At 40.1% G+C, this 16881-nt stretch carries 14 protein-coding genes; 11 read left to right on the forward strand and 3 right to left on the reverse strand.

From position 1 onward, the window contains the following. Positions 1 to 5 precede the first annotated feature (5 nt). The 7 genes from tagD (at position 6) to EKM93_RS08580 (ending at position 9190) form a co-directional block, all read left to right on the forward strand. Positions 6 to 398 carry a glycerol-3-phosphate cytidylyltransferase gene (tagD, locus tag EKM93_RS08550; protein ID WP_125714965.1) on the forward strand — a complete coding sequence of 131 codons (393 nt, stop codon included), beginning with the start codon at positions 6 to 8 and terminating at the stop codon, positions 396 to 398. A 14-nt stretch (positions 399 to 412) separates the two neighbouring features. Then, positions 413 to 2812 carry a CDP-glycerol glycerophosphotransferase family protein gene (locus EKM93_RS08555; protein WP_125714967.1) on the forward strand — a complete coding sequence of 800 codons (2400 nt, stop codon included), beginning with the start codon at positions 413 to 415 and terminating at the stop codon, positions 2810 to 2812. A gap of 5 nt (positions 2813 to 2817) precedes the next feature. Further along, positions 2818 to 3819 carry an XcbB/CpsF family capsular polysaccharide biosynthesis protein gene (locus tag EKM93_RS08560; RefSeq protein ID WP_125714969.1) on the forward strand — a complete coding sequence of 334 codons (1002 nt, stop codon included), beginning with the start codon at positions 2818 to 2820 and terminating at the stop codon, positions 3817 to 3819. Then, positions 3738 to 4769, forward strand: coding sequence for an ABC transporter ATP-binding protein (locus EKM93_RS08565; protein ID WP_225423675.1), 1032 nt, complete (start codon positions 3738 to 3740; stop codon positions 4767 to 4769). Before EKM93_RS08560 ends, EKM93_RS08565 begins: the two co-directional genes overlap by 82 nt. A 14-nt stretch (positions 4770 to 4783) precedes the next feature. Then, entirely contained in the window at positions 4784 to 5593 is an 810-nt protein-coding gene (locus tag EKM93_RS08570; RefSeq protein WP_125714970.1) for an ABC transporter permease, read from the forward strand. A gap of 149 nt (positions 5594 to 5742) precedes the next feature. Then, positions 5743 to 6705 carry an LCP family protein gene (locus EKM93_RS08575; RefSeq protein ID WP_125714972.1) on the forward strand — a complete coding sequence of 321 codons (963 nt, stop codon included), beginning with the start codon at positions 5743 to 5745 and terminating at the stop codon, positions 6703 to 6705. Positions 6706 to 7180: 475 nt separating this feature from the next. Then, positions 7181 to 9190 carry a Na+/H+ antiporter gene (locus tag EKM93_RS08580; RefSeq protein WP_125714974.1) on the forward strand — a complete coding sequence of 670 codons (2010 nt, stop codon included), beginning with the start codon at positions 7181 to 7183 and terminating at the stop codon, positions 9188 to 9190. A gap of 80 nt (positions 9191 to 9270) precedes the next feature. Here the strand turns inward: EKM93_RS08580 and EKM93_RS08585 are convergent, their stop codons facing one another. Together EKM93_RS08585 and EKM93_RS08590 are read right to left on the reverse strand one after the other, a co-directional pair. Continuing rightward, positions 9271 to 10794, reverse strand: a complete 1524-nt coding sequence (locus EKM93_RS08585) for a helix-turn-helix domain-containing protein (RefSeq protein ID WP_125714976.1) — start codon at positions 10792 to 10794, stop codon at positions 9271 to 9273. 50 nt (positions 10795 to 10844) lie between these two features. Next, positions 10845 to 11378, reverse strand: coding sequence for a GNAT family N-acetyltransferase (locus EKM93_RS08590; protein ID WP_125714978.1), 534 nt, complete (start codon positions 11376 to 11378; stop codon positions 10845 to 10847). Positions 11379 to 11563: 185 nt separating this feature from the next. On the opposite strand from EKM93_RS08590, the gene EKM93_RS08595 reads away from it, so the two are divergent. From EKM93_RS08595 to EKM93_RS08610, 4 genes are all read left to right on the forward strand, one after another. Next, positions 11564 to 13159: an Nramp family divalent metal transporter gene (locus EKM93_RS08595; RefSeq protein WP_125714980.1), complete on the forward strand. Its 1596-nt coding sequence runs from the start codon at positions 11564 to 11566 to the stop codon at positions 13157 to 13159. Between the two features lie 37 nt (positions 13160 to 13196). After that, positions 13197 to 13649, forward strand: coding sequence for a universal stress protein (locus EKM93_RS08600; protein ID WP_125714982.1), 453 nt, complete (start codon positions 13197 to 13199; stop codon positions 13647 to 13649). Between the two features lie 145 nt (positions 13650 to 13794). Beyond that, complete coding sequence (locus EKM93_RS08605) at positions 13795 to 14880, forward strand: acyltransferase family protein (protein ID WP_164507039.1); 1086 nt, start codon at positions 13795 to 13797, stop codon at positions 14878 to 14880. An 82-nt stretch (positions 14881 to 14962) separates the two neighbouring features. Further along, positions 14963 to 16027, forward strand: a complete 1065-nt coding sequence (locus EKM93_RS08610) for an acyltransferase family protein (protein WP_164507040.1) — start codon at positions 14963 to 14965, stop codon at positions 16025 to 16027. Positions 16028 to 16096: 69 nt separating this feature from the next. On the opposite strand, the gene EKM93_RS08615 is transcribed toward EKM93_RS08610, so the two are convergent. Further along, complete coding sequence (locus EKM93_RS08615) at positions 16097 to 16741, reverse strand: SDR family oxidoreductase (RefSeq protein WP_125714987.1); 645 nt, start codon at positions 16739 to 16741, stop codon at positions 16097 to 16099. Positions 16742 to 16881 lie beyond the last annotated feature (140 nt).

The raw sequence follows: 16881 nt of genomic DNA on the forward strand, positions 1-16881 counted from the left end.
GTCTTATGCAAAAAGTGATTACTTACGGCACCTTTGATTTGTTGCATTACGGACATATTGAATTACTCAAACGCGCCAAGGCATTAGGAGATTATTTAATTGTGGCGCTGTCAACTGATGAATTTAATTGGCGGTGTAAACACAAACAGACTTATTTTCCTTATAAAAAAAGAAAACAATTATTGGAAGCCATTCGTTATGTCGACTTGGTGATTCCAGAAAATAGTTGGCAGCAAAAAACTGCAGATATTCAAGAATACCGCGTTAATATTTTTGTAATGGGCGATGATTGGCGTGGGCAATTCGATGAACTTACCAGTTTGGCTACTGTGATTTATTTACCACGAACACCAGAAATTTCGACGACTAAGATCAAAAAGGACCTTAGATTGAGTTAGGCTAGGTGATCGATGTGAAGAAAAAAATAGCAATTATCAGTTTTAATATCTTTGCGGCTGGTGGTACGACTCGGAGTAATTTGAATTTAATTTCAGAGTTTAGAAATCACGGCGATACGGTGGCCGTTTATAATTTTAGAACCTTCACGGCGGTGGATGTTTTGACCTTAAAATATCAAAATGCAGTCATTGATGAACAAGTCAGATTTTACTCCTTTACAGATTTGGGCACAGCGCTAACCGCAGACTATATTTTTATTACCCGGGAAAACTTTTTTCCATTGGCGAAATACTTGCGCTATCAAAACCCCAATAGTGTGATTATTGGCGAAATTCATATGGCTTTGCCCCTCGTACAAGCAACCGTGCAACCGGAGGATTTAGTTTATTTCAGTAGTATTCGGGTGGCCACAGAATCTATCAGAACTGCCTTTGTTCAGCGGTTTAATTTTAAAAATGTTTATGTACAGACAGTGAGCTTGGCACATTTGCAAGGCATCGTGCAAACGCCTTTTTTTGAAAGCAAAGCAGACGCTAAAAATCAAATTAATTTTTTAGTCCGCACCCGATTTGAAAATGAAAAAGATATTCCCTTTGCGATCCAATTAATGGATTATTTAGTGCATTATTTACAGCGTCAGAATTTTCAATTTTATATTGAAGGCTATGGGCCGGGCGAAATTTTATATCGAAATTTAATTAGTTATTACAACTTAAAAGCCTATGTTTTTATTAATCAAACACCACCGGAGAATTACTGCTATTTATATACTGGCCGAGCGGAGTCTTTTGGTTATTCCTTTGCGGAAGCCTTTGATGCGGGACATCCCGTTATTTTTTATCGTGGGGATGACGGGGTTATTTTTGAAAATTTCCAAGCATTCAAAAACTGCCTCTGGCTGCAAAAAGACATTGTCACCGATGCTCGTAGAATTTTGGACTTTGTGGCAACGGCCAATACGTTAACGGATTATCAGACCAATTTACTAATTTTAAAACGATTGGGCGGTCAATATTATGAACGGTTCCTTGAAAATATGCGGCTGCAAAGTAATGCCTCACCAAAAGTACCCAAAAAAGCAGTTGCTTTTACTGCTATTTATGACGCTTTGTTAACAACGGATGCTACCGATCTTTGGGCGCCTTATCGAAAAATTTACAATCGACTAAAGGCTTGGCCGTTGATCGGTGGTTTGTTAAAACAACCTAAATTGAAGCAGTGGGCTATTTTACATTTAACCCAGCATCTTCAAAACAAACAACTAGTCGCCGCTGATTTACCCCTGACAGCAACCGCCATTTTTGTAGAATCTTTTCACGGACAGAATTTTTCAGGGGATCCTAAATATTTAGCATTAGCCATCCATCAGCAATGGCCGCAAGCAGAAATTTTTGTTAGCGCCACGAATCAGCTGGTGGATATGACCATTAGTCGTTACGGCTTTGTGCCGATTCGAACTGGGACCCCGGACTATATTCAAAAAGCCCGCAGCTGTAAATATGTGATTATTAATGGCAATAGTTTGGATAAAATCGGGAAACGCAGAGGTCAAATTTTTATCCAAACATGGCACGGTCTACCATTAAAACATATGGTTCATGATCTGAGCGATCCGGTTCAGCGGCAAAAAGAAGTGACGGCTTTTGGACCAAGAATGCAGAAATGGGACTATTTATTGACGTCTTCAATGTACAACACAGAATTACTGGAAAGCGCTTTTAACCTAACAAAGAACAAGCATTTGACCATCTTGGCAGCAGGCACACCTAAAAATGATTATTTATTAAAATACAAAAATGATCTAAACGAAAAAAAGCGATTGTATCTTAAGTATTTTAATCGACCTTATGATGCCACTAAAAAAATAATTTTATACTGTCCAACTTGGCGGCAAAATAATTGGGGTGAAAAAACAACCCCGAATCTAAAACAATTGATCCATCAATTACCACCAAATTATGAATTGATTGTTAAACTGCATCCTTTAGAAAGCAGTCAACGTAAGCATTACAAAGCGCTGGATCCGAGAATTTATTGTTTTTATAACGAATGGGTAGATATTCAAGAACTCTATTTATTAGCAGATATTTTAATTTCAGATTATTCTTCAGCAATTTTTGATTATGCGCTATTAGACAAAAAAATCATCATTACCCAAGATGATCAATCTAAATATGAACAAGCCATAGGTTGGTATTTTGATATTAAGCAGCAATGCGGCCTGACAACGACCACTAATACAGTGCCCGCCTTAGTCACTGAAATTTTGAAAAAAACGCCAATGACCTATGACGCCTTGATTCAACGGAAATTGCTGACAAATGAGACAGCCACCGCAAGTCATAAAATACTACAGACAATTTTTGCAAAAGATTACATGAGAACCGGTGATAACCTAAGAAAGGTCCGGTAAAAATTATGAAAATAAAACAATACGACGCAACAGCCACCAATCTTGACTGGACTGCCGACAAATTGATTATTAATACGACCATACCGCAAAGCCTACTCGCTCTAACCACACGTTTTGACGCCATGCGTATTTTATATCAGGAATTAATGAATCATGACTATATATATTATATGTTTCAAGGCAACAAATCCTACTTTATTAAACGCCCGCTGGTAGGCACATTATGGCAGCGTCAAGATTTACAGCAGCATGGCGCCACCTTTTACACCTTGCAAACGATTAAAGCCGTGGCCAAAAATCACTTAGCCCCGTTACGGCTGCTAGTATTGTTTTCGGCAACGCCGGATGAGGCCCAACGATTAACCAGCAACATCGCCGATCGGATGCTGATTAATAATGCCGCGTTACTCGCCCCGCAATTGCTGGACAATACTATGATTTTGAGTGTGATGGATTTATGTCGGTCCAGTGGTAGTTTTTATTTTGATACCCCACAATATCCGGATTTTGAACAAGATATTGGCGCCATGATTATTGAAGTAATGCAAAAGTATCATATTGCTAAAGATGATGTGGTGCTGTACGGGCAAGGCCGTGGGGGCACAGCTGCTTTATATTATGGCTTGTGTGCGGATTACAATGCGGTCAGTGTGAATCCAGTTTTGACCTTAACCTCATTTACCGCCAAAAATGATACTTTCTTTTTAAACGACAGTCTACCAACGAATTTTTTAACAAAATTTGAACCGTTTTTAACAGCGCCTTTAACGTATCCTAAAATCCTGATTGCCACGCCCATGTTAAATCCAGATGCTAAATTCTATGCCGAACTGCATCATGAAAAACTGCAAGTTATGTCGCTATATAACAGTTTAGACACAACTTTACAAAGTGCAATGACCCATACGGTGGCGGCGCAAGTGACATGGCTGAACTATTTATGGCTGCAGTCAAAACATTATTTAAAAGTAAATCAGCATATTGCAAAACTGAGTCAGGCGTTATAACGGCGACACAACCTATGAAGAAGGCAGGGACGGTCATGGATGAAGCACAGGTAAAATTAAAAGTACAAGCTTTAACGAAGGCTTACGATCTATTCAAAAATAAATCAGATCATTTAAAGACGCTTGTCTTTGGACAGCGGGCAGCCTCACAATTTTGGGCACTTAAAGGGCTTAGCTTTGAAATTTATGCTGGTGAAGCGGTGGGCATTGTCGGTATTAATGGGTCGGGCAAGTCAACGTTAGTCAATTTGATCAGTGCGCGCTTAGCCCCAACTTCAGGCCAATTGACTGTTTCTGGAACAGTGGCAATCATTGCCATTGGTGCGGGTTTAAAAGGGCAATTAACTGGTTTAGAAAATATTCGATTAAAGGCATTGATGCAAGGCTTAACCACTCAAGAAATTGCGCAAGTACAACAAGAGATCATTGAATTTGCGGATTTAGGGGCGTTTATTGAACAGCCAGTCAAAACGTATTCCAGCGGGATGCGAGCGCGTTTAGGTTTTGCCATTGCCATTCATCAAAAACCAGATATTTTAATCATTGATGAAGCTTTATCGGTGGGGGATCAGACTTTTTATAACAAGTGCATGCAAAAATTACTGGCTTTAAAAGCAGCGGGTAAAACCATTATTTTTGTCAGCCATGCTTTGAATCAAATCACCCAACTTTGTGATCGGGTAATTTGGCTGCATTTTGGCGATTTAAAAGAAATTGGGCCAACTAAAATGGTGCTGCAAAATTATCGAGCTTTTATCACGATGTTTAATCAATGGTCGTTGACAAAAAAGCATACCTATCAAACCCAAGCCAAGCAGGCTCAGGCGACTTTTGAGTTAGCGCCAACGACAGTCCGTACCAAGGCGCAGCCGATGACTTGGCCCACGCGACTGCTAGCTTTGGCATTAACGAGTTTATTAGCCGTTGTAGGTTTGATGATTTGTCTTTGATGAAGGTGACAGCCATGATCGAAATTAAAACAATTATGAAAGCACAAATTGCGCATTTCGGTTTGATTTTACGTTTAGCGCATTATGATGAGCGGGCCACTTATCAAAATCATTATTTAGGCTTGTTTTGGCAATTTTTAAATCCGTTAATTCAAGTGGGCCTTTATTATTTGATCTTTGGGTTGGGATTTTATAATGGTAAAAAAGTGGCGGGCGTCGCCTTTATTATTTGGCTGTTGATTGGTTTGACCTGTTGGCTATACATGAATGCCACTATTTTAGGGGCTACGACCAGTATTGTCAGACAATTGCCTTTTGTTTCCAAACTTAATTTTCCGGTGAGCATTTTACCAACGGTGATCTTGATCGGCCGCCTGATCAACTTTGGGGCCATGCTAGGCTTAACCGTACTTATTATGGTGAGCCAAGGTATTTATCCCACGGTGATGTGGCTGCAGTTAGGTTATTATTTTGTCTGCATGCTGAGTTTTTTGTTCAGTTTAAATTTATTGAGTGCCACAATTACCGTATTAATTCGAGATTATCAAATCGCTTTGCAGTCCGTCATGCGGGTGTTGTTCTATTTATCAGGGGTTGTTTGGGATTTAAACAGCACTTATTTTCCTGCTTGGCTGAAACGCATATTTACGTTAAATCCGTTGACCTATATCATTGAGGGCTTTCGGAATAGTCTGCTATCGCGCCATTGGTTTTGGCAAGATGGTCAGCAGATGGTCTTCTTTTGGACATTCGTCATGTTACTGCTATTAATTGGAACCCAGTTATATTTTAAATTTAGACCGCGGTTTATGGACCTCATTTGAAGGGAGATTGTCAAATTGTCACGACGTAAAAAATTAAGTTGGGTTGTCCTAAACGGATTATGCCTGCTGTTGTTGAGTACCGGCTGTAGCCCAACGCAAAAAGTAACGCTCACGCACACCACAAACAGCTGTATTCAGAGGCCGGATTAATGAAACGACACGCTAAATTCAAAATTGGGATCGGATTAATTTTGCTGTTGGTGATGGTTAGCGTCGGCTTTGGTTGGGGAAAATATCATCGGCTCAAACAGGCGGTCACGGAGACTTATCAGCCCGTTGCCCAAACTGCCGAAAAAACGGCCGCTGAAAAAATAGCACAAAAAAAGCCTTTAGCACTTTTGTTATTAGGCGTAGATACTGGTGCTTTCGGGCGCAATTATCAAGGATTAACGGATACGATGATGGTCTTGACCTTAAATCCCAAACAGCAGACGGTTACGATGACCAGCATTCCTCGAGATACCGCCGTCACGGTACCGGGATTTGCGGCTAAAGGGCTGAGCAAAATCAACGCAGCCTATGCTTACGGGCAAGCCAAGACGAGTGTTAAGACGGTTGAAAAATTACTGAATATACCGGTTGACTATTATGTGTTAATTAATATGGGCGGCTTAGCCCGGGTTATTGATCAAGTGGGCGGGGTGGACGTGATGGTGGCTTTAAGTTTTACGTACGAAGGCTATGTCTTTACAAAAGGACAAAACACCCATATGACCGGTAATCAAGCCTTAGCTTATGCTAGAATGCGCCATGAAGATCCTCAAGGTGATTACGGCCGGCAACAGCGGCAGCAAGCGATTTTACTGGCGCTAGCGCAAAAGAGCCATTCTGCTAAATTATGGTTAAATCAAGATTTCATCACGGCGTTAACTGCTCAGACACAGACGGATCTGACATTTAATAATTTGTTGCGATTGCTTAACGCTTATCCGGTGACTAATGCGCCGGTGGAAACGTTGCGGTTACAAGGGCAAAATCAGCGCGTTGGCGATCAAGATATGATTTTTATGACACAAACGGAATTGCAGCGGGGCACTGATTTTATTCGTACGGCCTTAGCTTTGCCCAGTGCTAAAACTGGGGGCATTAATGGCCAAATTAAAGGAGACTGAGTCCATTTTGATTCGGTCTTTTTTGTATAACTACGAATCTCTTGTGTGTCTGACGACACCCTGCAAGATTCTAGGTTACGCTCGAGGCTTTCCCGCTCTAGATCGCGCTCTGGCTTAAATGCGCTCCCAAAGACTGATTTCTGCGCTTAGCTACGTCTAACTTGTAAGCGAAGACCGCTCACGGCGTTAGCCTAGGTTACGCTCGAGGCTTTCCCACTCTAGTTCCCGCTCTGTTTTATGCGTTTACGAGGTAGCTGATGCCGATTAAGGCGATGGTCATGATAAAGACGTACGATAAGATGGTTTTTTGCATAATATACCTGCTTTCAATTTATTAGGGCTAGTTTAAAAAATAAATGATCGCAAAGCGTGTTCTTTTTTTTATTTTTCCTTGAAGAATTGACGAGTGTAAGTACTTCAATTGTCAGCAATTGAAGTGTAGACTAGATTTAAATAACTTTTCTGGAGAAGAAAAATGCATACAATCTTTTTAGTATTGCTCGTTGTGGCTGCCGTTGTTGCGGCTAATGCCGTTTATGCACGGTTCAATGCAGTACCGGTGGCTTTTTTGCAGATTGCAGCGGGTTTATTGTTAGCCTTAACACCCCTTTACCGCGATTTTGAATTGGAGCCGGAAGTTTTTTTGTTAGCCATTATTTCGGTCTTAATGTTTAATGATGGTCAAAATACAAGTATTCGAAAATTGACCCGGCAGTTAGGCACTACGTTATCGTTGGCAGTTGTGCTGGCGATAATTACAATCTTGGTAGTGGGTACGGTCACACACTTCTTAATACCGCAGTTTTCATTAGCACTTGCTTTAGCGCTGGGGGCCATTATTACACCCACAGATGCAGTGGCGGTATCTTCGATTACAACCAATATGGCGGTGCCTGAAAAAGTTATGGAAACATTAGAAAATGAATCCTTGTTTAATGATGCTTCGGGGATCGTAGCCTTTAATTTAGCTATCGCCGCAGTAATTACCGGTAAGTTTTCAGTGACCGCAGGGGTTCAAAATTTCTTATACGTTTTTATTGGCGGCATTATTTTAGGCTTAATTTTGGGCTATCTCATTGTGAGGGTTCGCATTGCCTTGATTAATCGTCGGGTAGATACGCCGTCGGTCATTGTGCCGTACACGCTGTTAACCCCATTTGCGGTCTATCTAATTGCGGAGGCTTTTGGGGTTTCTGGTATTTTGGCGGTGGTCGCCACCGGGTTAATCCACGGCATCCAGCAAGGTCGTTTACGTTTAACCACTTCCCGGCTGCAGATTGTCATGAGTACCACTTGGTCTATCGTGGCCAGCATCCTAAATGGTATTGTTTTTGTGTTATTAGGCGTTTCTTTACCAAGCGTCATTATTCACTTACAGCAAAGAGATACGGGCTCAGTGCTCATTTTAGTGGGCCTAGGTGTTTTATTATACGCAGTGATGACCTTTGTTCGTTTTTTGTGGTGCCGAATGGATATGGCTAAGGTCGCTGCGGAAAATCGTCAGGAACAAACAAAAAATAGTTTGATCTTAGCCCTCAGTGGTGTCCATGGCACGATTACGTTAGCAATGGCCTTTTCGTTACCGTTAACTTTAGGCGGCCATAGCTTTACTTATCGAAATGATATTATTTTTATTGCATCAGTTGTTATCTTAACGAGCCTGCTGGTGCCAACTTTGATTTTGCCAAGAATTTTACCAAAGCAAGTCAGTCAGGTTACCGAAGCCCAATTGGCGCAAGCTAAAACCGCAATGGTGGATGATGCCATTAAAATGATCCAAGACCGTCATGGCACTTCGCCTAACGCCAATGCGGTAATGATGATTTTAGCCGGTCAACGACCAGTTGAAGCAGCCCCCAATAAAGCAAAATTAGATGCTTTATTTGATGCAGCCTATCAGATTGAACAAAAAACAATCAATGAAATGTATCAGGCTGGTACCATCAGCGCTCAAATGTTGAATTGGTATTTAAGAGTCGCCCGGACGACAAACTTACAAAATCAACAAAGCTTTCGGCAACGGCTTTCTTTTTTCATTCGCTTTATTGTCGTCAGCAAAATTTCTTTAGACAAAGCCGCGCGTCAACGGCGTCATGAATTTAGATTATTGCGCCGGCAGCAGCAAAGTCTAGCTCGGGATAAAATGGCTGAAATTAAACGCCGGAGTTGGACACAGTTAAAAGAAATTGAGCAAAAGCCTTATGACGCAGTGATTGCCTATTTGATAGACAGTTATACGCCGGAAAATGAAACTGAAATCAGTCTAGTCCGCCGCGCTTATGAAGAACGGCATCGTCGGCTATCCGGGACAAAAGCAGATCAGGAAGCACAAAATGAACTCTTAATTGAAGCCTTCCAGCAAGAGCACAACTTTATTCAAAATCAAGCCGCCGTTAAAAATTATAATCGTGCTTTGAGTAATGAACTATATGAACAAATCTCAACCGATCAACTGGTTTACATGCAAAGCGTTAACGCAGATTAATGAAGCAATAAAAAACAACCCTTATCCGTTGGGCAAAGCTGCCAACAGATAGGGGTTGTTTTGGGTTTTGGGGTCGCCACTTATAAATAAACATCTAAATCCATTTTTAAATAAGCTGAAACACAATGATCTAACGCGATCATTACCCGAGAAATATCTTCCTGAGCACCAAAATCCTTGATTTCGATGATTCGCTGGTTTGTTTGAACCGTATCCAACAAAGTTTGACGGTTATACATATTCGTTGTCGTCAAAACAAGATCATATTTTTGAGTGGCTTTAAATGGCGTTAAAGCCACATTAAAATGGGCACTGATCAACGTCATCAATTTTGATTGTAAATAATAATTAATGGACTGTTCATGCATATCATAAAAACCAATCTGAAAAGTTTTAGTCGTCTGACCCACTAATAAGCGCAAGATCAATGTGAAGTAACCCTTTAAGAAGAGCACAATTTCTGGACTTTGAAAAATCGGATCAATTTTTTGTAATTTAGTGATTAAACAGCCGCAAAACTGATTTTGACCGCTATCTTCGGTCCAATGATTCGTTTGATCAATGGTGTCTAAGAGTTGGTGAAAACTGCTAAATATCCCGGGAAATAAAATAATATTGCCAATCTCGTAATACAGCGTGTAGCGCAAGAAATTAAAATGTTGGCTGAAATGGAATTTAACACTGATAAAATCAACAATTTCAGCGACAACCGAACGAATACGGTCTAGATGGGCAGACAAAGCACCGGTATTATGAATAAATTTAAAAAACTCGCTGTCCCAAGATAAAATGCGCTCAGAAGAAATAAATAAAATGAAATTTACAACTTCAAAGTCTAAATCTCGAAAAACAATGCGCAGATTTTTATGGAAAATTTGAATCAATTTGCGGCCATAAGGTTTTTCAGCCATAGCTTTTAAATTTACAATATCTAAGGCCGTATCTAAATGTCGAGATTTATTGCGCTGCAGATTAATATTGTAAAAAATATTAATCGCATTACGGCCGATTTCTGATAAACGGCTGCCGATTAAGTGTTCAAAATCTGTAATAAATTGTTGAATGTGGGGTTCAGCAACGGTTGCCAACTTTGGATTAGTGGCATTTAAAGTGCTGAATAAATTATAGTAAAAGTGCCGAATATTAATTTCACGACCATTGATCCGATTATTGCGAATGGAGATCTGAAATTCACTGAGTAAATGATTGACCTTATTCATTGCCCGAAACAAGGTAGATTCACTGATTAATAGAGCTTGCTGCATTTTTTGCATTGTGAAATTTGGATGCCAAAAAGCGTAAGCCAAAATTTTGTAGACGAGAGATTCCTGGATAATATGATTGGTAATTTCTTCTAAACTGGAATCTGGCGATATTTCTAACACAATCATCGTTCTCGTTTCGGTGAGTTGCACAAAATTGACATTTCGCAACATTTTAAGACTGTCATTTAGGGTGATCACATGATCAGAGACCATTCTAGACGTTGTTTGTAAATTATTGATCAATTGAGATTTAGAAATCGCACCGTGACTACGAAAAATACATTCCAGCATCTTGACATCAAACGCTGATTTCGCATCTAACAAATCTTCCTTATTCATTTTTACAAACTCCCCCCTATAAACATGCTTAAAATACAAAATAAAAACGATTACTTTTGTGGCGTGTTTAAGAGCTGAAAAGCGAGACGTTCACCGTCTTGAATCGGTAATTTTACAACACCGCAATATTGGAAACCATTTTTTTGAATCACATGTTGCATTGGTAAATTCAAACGGTGGGTATCAATTCGAATGTCTTGGTAATCTAAAGCGATGGCCTGGGTAATTAAATGTTGCATGATCTCAGAGGCAAGCCCCTGGTTTTTTAAGGTGCTGGTGACACACAAACGATGGATGGCAATATATTCGCGAGACGTGGGCTGTGTCTGCCATTGGCCGTCAATGGCTTCATATGCTGGATCAATACCGCTAATTAAAGCCCCGTAAGCTACCACTTTTTCTTCTTGGCAAAGGACATAACCTTGTCCGGTGAGCATATCGGTTTTGAAAGTCATAGCTGTGGGACCATCACTAGGATTTTGCCACTGGGGGATTTGTCGTTTGGCAAGTAATGTTTTTGCTTGGGTCATAATTTCAACAATTGCGGTTAGATCATTTTTATTTGATTTTCTGAAAGTAAACAAAAAAATTAACTCCTTTTTTCAACGCTCAAAGTTGGTCTAATCATTATAATACCAAGTTTTGTGTCGATTTTAAAACAATAACCCCTGTTATCTAAATTAGGTTAGCCTTACTTTTCTGTTTCCAATCCTTAATAAATAGTGTAGAATACACAATGGATTAAAAATCATTAGGGAGTTGATTTAAAATGGCTGAAGAAGAAAACGGTCAACACAAGCATAAACTGATTGAATATGCGAATGGACCTTCTTTGGAGGAAATTAATGGTACGGTTGAGGTACCAAAGGGAAAGGGCTTTTGGCGCACTTTATTTGCTTATTCAGGCCCAGGTGCATTAGTTGCCGTTGGGTACATGGATCCAGGTAATTGGTCTACTTCTATCACCGGCGGGCAGAATTTCCAATACATGCTGATGTCAGTTATCTTAATGTCTAGTTTGATTGCCATGTTATTACAATATATGGCAGCCAAGTTAGGGATTGTCACACAAATGGACTTGGCTCAAGCCATTCGGGCAAGAACCAGTAAGAAACTTGGGATCGTATTATGGATTTTAACGGAATTGGCCATCATGGCAACGGATATCGCCGAAGTTATTGGGGCGGCTATTGCCTTGTACTTACTGTTCCACATTCCGCTGGTAATCGCGGTATTTATCACCGTTTTAGATGTTTTATTACTGCTCTTATTAACTAAAATTGGTTTCCGTAAAATCGAAGCTTTGGTCGTTTGTTTAATTTTAGTCATTTTATTAGTTTTCGTCTATCAAGTTGCCTTATCTGACCCAGATTGGGGCGGTGTTATCAAAGGCTTAGTACCAACGGCAGAAACTTTTTCTAAAACCCCAGTTGTTGGTGGGATGTCACCATTAAACGGGGCATTAGGGATTATTGGGGCCACAGTTATGCCCCATAACCTGTACTTGCACTCTGCAATCTCACAAACTCGGGCAATTGACCACAGTGATGAAGATCAAGTTGCTCAAACCGTCCGTTTTGCAAAATGGGATTCTAACATTCAATTAACTTTTGCATTCTTCGTAAATGCATTGCTCTTAATCATGGGGGTTGCCGTCTTCAAGACTGGTGCTGTTAAAGACCCTTCATTCTTCGGTTTGTTTGAAGCTTTGTCAGATACTTCGACTTTAAGTAACGGCGTTTTAATTGGCGTTGCGAAGTCAGGTGTTTTGTCAGTCTTGTTTGCCGTTGCCTTATTGGCCTCTGGTCAAAACTCGACAATCACAGGGACTTTGACCGGGCAAGTTATCATGGAAGGGTTTATCCACATGCGGATGCCTTTATGGGCTCGGCGGTTGATCACCCGGTTAATTTCCGTAGTGCCTGTTTTAATCTGTGTTATGATGTTCGCCCATAGACCTGAAGTGCAGCAGCACGTGGCCTTAAATAATTTGATGAACAACTCCCAAGTCTTCTTAGCCTTTGCCTTACCATTCTCAATGTTGCCATTGTTAATGTTTACAGATAGTAAAGTTGAAATGGGTAATCGGTTCAAAAATAGCTGGTTTGTTAAGGGACTAGGTTGGATTTCTGTCGTCGGCTTAACTTATTTGAACTTATTAGGCTTACCAGATTCAATTGCTGGGTTCTTCGGCGACAGTGCTTCTAAAGGTGAAATCTCACTGGCCCACGGCATTGCTTATGTGCTTATCGTTGCTGTTTTGGCATTGTTGGCTTGGACAATTTATGAATTGTACAAGGGCAATAAGCGCTTTGAATTGCAGTTAGAAACACAAAAAGCAGCTGATAAAGGCAACACAAAATAGGCGTCTAATCTAAAAATAAAGGAAATGATGAGAAGTTATGCGTGATTTAAATCCAAGTAACGTCAAAACATTTAACAAAATACTCGTTGGGGTGGATGATTCGGAAGATGCACAGCTAGCCTTCCGTTACGCCTTGAATCGTGCCAAAGTTGATAAAGCCCACTTAGTGATTTGCTCAATTTTGGAACCAGATGAAATCAATGTGTATCAGGCTTTAGATAAAGACTTTGTTCACGGCCAGCGTGCCGAACTCGAAGCTCATTTAAAAGGGTATCAGAAATTAGCGCAGCAATTTGGCATTGAAGATGTTCAAATTGTCGTTGCAGAAGGGGATGCCGGGGAAACGATCGTTAAAAAGGTTATCCCTAAAGTTGAACCAGATGTTTTAGTCATTGGCGCAGAATCTAAGAAGGGCCTGAAACGGCACTTTGGTAGTCAAGCAGCTTACATGGCCAAATATGCACCCATTTCTGTTTTTGTGATTCGATAGATTAGAGACAACGCAATTAGAGCGATTATTTAACCGATAAATAAGAAAAGGTCCGATCAAAAATTATTTTATTGATCTGGCCTTTTTTAATTGTCGTTTTAGGCTATAATTAAATCAATTATTAATTTCAAAGGACATTATTATTTTGACTAAAGAACGAGATTATTCATTGGACTTTGTGCGAGTCGTTGCCGCTTTGTTTGTCATAACTGTTCATGTGATGGCCAATAGTACAAAAACCAATGACATTGCTTATAATATTAATTTAGTTGCGAGCAGCGGTATTTTTATGTTTATTATTTTATCAGGCTGTACCAATTCGTTGCGATTTCAAAATCAGCGCCGCTGGCCAAAACAGACCCAGCTGTTTAAAAGTGCTTTTACGAAGCTATTGATTCCTTATTTGATATGGACGCTTATTTATCGAACGATTAATGGTTACTTACATCAAGACGTTTGGTGGGGCTTAACCGATTGGCCTAAGCTGGGGATGGATATTTTGACTGGCGGAGCTTGGTATCATCTTTATTTTATGGTGATCTTGATTTATTTATACTTAATTTATGGCTTGTTATATCGTTGGTTAAAAGCATATCGTTTGCCAACACTACTATTTTTTGGTTTGAGTCCTATTGCCATCACCTACATCGTGGGCCTTGTCAAAATGCCCGCAGCGTTAAATAATATTTTGTATTCTTCGCCGCTAAATTGGTGGGGGCTGCCGTTTATTTTAGGCATTTTGTGGGCGTTACATTTTAAACTGAAGATTTGGGGCCGTAATTTGAAATTACTAGGTTTAGTGACCATTGTGGGCGGCGGTTATTTTTATCTTTACACAATAACCACGGGTTTATTTGAACACAGCCAACGAATTGCCGTTTATAATTTAATGATGTATTTACGGGAAGGGTACGCATTTTTAAGTATTTTATTCTTTTATGCATTAGGGTACATATTGTATCAATATTTACCATTTTTGAAAAAACCTATGCAACGCTTAGGCAGTCACGTTTATACCATCTACTTCTGCCATCCGGTGATTATTTGTATCACTGATCAGCTGCAGCAGACGTATTCATTTTTTGGCAGCCATGAAACGGGACCGTTATTGGTAAAACTTGGGATCACCATTGTGGGAGCTGTCGTTTTAGCCTATTTGATTGATGGTGTAAAGTTAGGGCTCAAGCGGCTGATTCAGCAGCCTAAGCTGGCTATCAAAACGGCTCAATAATCGACTTGATGGTCGGTTATTTTTTTGGGTGCGAAATGTGATAATATTAAAAAATACACGAACGACGAAAGGAGCGGCATGTTTGGAACGAAAATGGGATGTGCAGTTAGATTTTGTCCGGATCATTGCCGGCTTTTTTGTGGTGGTTGTTCATGTGATGGCCAATAGTGTTAAATTTAGTTCATTTGCGTACTATACGGATTTAATTGCCAGCAGCGGTATTTTTATGTTTATTATTTTATCGGGTTGGACCAATACACTGAGTTATCAAAATAGGCGTCGGGGGCCCGGCTATAATCATTTGTTTAATCCGGCGGCTAAGAAGTTGCTGTTGCCATATATCGGCTGGACATTGATTTACACAATGATTAACGGCTACTTAAATGCTAAACCGTTGTTAGGGTTAACCCAGGGCATAAAACTCGGGGAAAATTTGTGGACGGGTAGCGCTTGGTATCATCTTTATTTTATGGTTTTATTAATTTACTTATACTTAGTCTATGGCTTTTTATTTGAATTGCTACATCGATTTAAGTGGCAGACGATGCTCTTTTTCAGTCTAACGCCGATCGGTATTACTTATTTGGTGAATCAAGTCGCCATGCCGCCGCTGTTGAATCGTTTTCTTTATTTATCACCATTAAATTGGTGGGGGCTTTTATTTATTATCGGGATGCGTTGGGGCCTGCAATTTCGCCTTGAAGATTGGCAGGGACATCTGAAGTTAAAGGGATTAATTGCAGGGATGACTGTGGGGTATTTTGGGCTATACGCAGTAGTGCTAGAATTGTTTCATCAAACAAATCAAACGGCCTGGTACAGCGTCATGATGTACTTACGGGGGGCCTATACTTTTTTAGCGTTATTGCTATTTTATGGCTTAGGTTATTATTTGATGCGGCGGTTTACGAAGCTGAAAAAACATGTTAAAGCGTTAAGCAGCCATATTTACACGCTGTATTTCTGTCATCCGGTGATTATTTGTATTACCGATCAGCTACAACAGCAACATCTGATGTTTAAAACAATCACCGCCGGGCCATTGTTATTAAAATTAGTGTTGGTGTTAACGGCGTCTTTAATATTGACTTATAGTATTGATGGCCTGCAAAATAAACTGCATCAACTATGGACAAAAAAAGCGTGAAGCCGCGACTTCACGCTTTTTTCTATGGGTTAGTGCTCGAGGCTTTCCCGCTCTAGTTCACGCTCTCTACTAATACCAGGCGGGTTGGTCGCCGTCGGTATTTGGTTTGTTCAAGCCAACGGAATGGCGGATTTCAATGGCTGGGTTTTCAGCGAGTTCTACAACAAAGGCGGCGACACTGCGGCGAGAAACTTCGGTGCCGACAAAGGGTGTGCCTTTTTGAGTAGTTTCGTAATCAATTTCATGTTTATTTGTCAGCCAAGCGGGCCGGATGATGGTGTAATCTAGGTCGGAGGCTTCAATGATTTTGGCAGCAGCTGAGTAGTTTGGCAAATAACCATCATCTAGCATGTGGTGGTTCCATTCACCAAATTTACCAGGTACTTCATCATAAATTCCTAAAGTTGAAATCCAGATTAACCGTTTAACACCGGCTTTGTCCATGGCAGTAACGACACTTTTAGCTTGTTTTTCAATGGAATTTGTGCCGGAAAGATTTGCATAAACCACATCTTGACCGGTAACAGCAGCGGTCAAATCTTCAGGGTTTAAAACATCGCCTTCAATGATTTTGCTGTCACTAGGGGCTACAGGTTGAATGCGTTTAGCTTGCCGTAAAAACAGGCTCAATTGAATGTCTTTTCTGTCTTTAAATAAGTCAATGGCTTCTCTAGCGATTTGTCCATTAGCACCAAGTATTAAAACTTTTGTCATAAGATGACCTCCATAATAACAACTTCTATTTTGTAAGCAACTAAACTGTAATACTAATCATTACAATATTCAATACCTTTTGATAAAATAATTTATTTTCCGGCAGAGATAATCATCAGAAATCACAAAAAAAGACTATC

The organism is Agrilactobacillus yilanensis, assembly GCF_003946725.1.
Taxonomy (GTDB): domain Bacteria; phylum Bacillota; class Bacilli; order Lactobacillales; family Lactobacillaceae; genus Agrilactobacillus; species Agrilactobacillus yilanensis.